The organism is Cobetia sp. SIMBA_158 (assembly GCF_046566945.1).
In the GTDB taxonomy this organism is placed as follows: Bacteria; Pseudomonadota; Gammaproteobacteria; order Pseudomonadales; family Halomonadaceae; genus Cobetia; species Cobetia amphilecti.
In genome coordinates, this window is sequence record NZ_JAWJYL010001074.1 from 1 (window position 1) to 236 (window position 236).

Annotated in this window: 1 pseudogene; it reads left to right on the forward strand. The window is 30.1% G+C overall.

The features are described from left to right. Positions 1-236, forward strand: a pseudogene (locus R2R70_RS23075) (hypothetical protein); the annotation flags it as partial.

A 236-nucleotide genomic window follows, 5' to 3' on the forward strand; every position in this document is an offset into this window, starting at 1 on the left:
GTTGTGGATGTGTTGGTTAAACATCTATATAAAAAGAAAAGCAGATATAAAGCTACACTCTGGGAATGTTTTGGTGATGTTATTTTAAAAAGTTTAACAGAGAACTTGAAACATCATAAATCATGTGGTCAATGTGGCAGCATGTTTAAACCTAATTCCAATAAAGTGATTCATTGTACTGCTTGCAGTAAACAAATAAAAACAGCTAATAATAGAAAAAGGCAAATTAAACATAG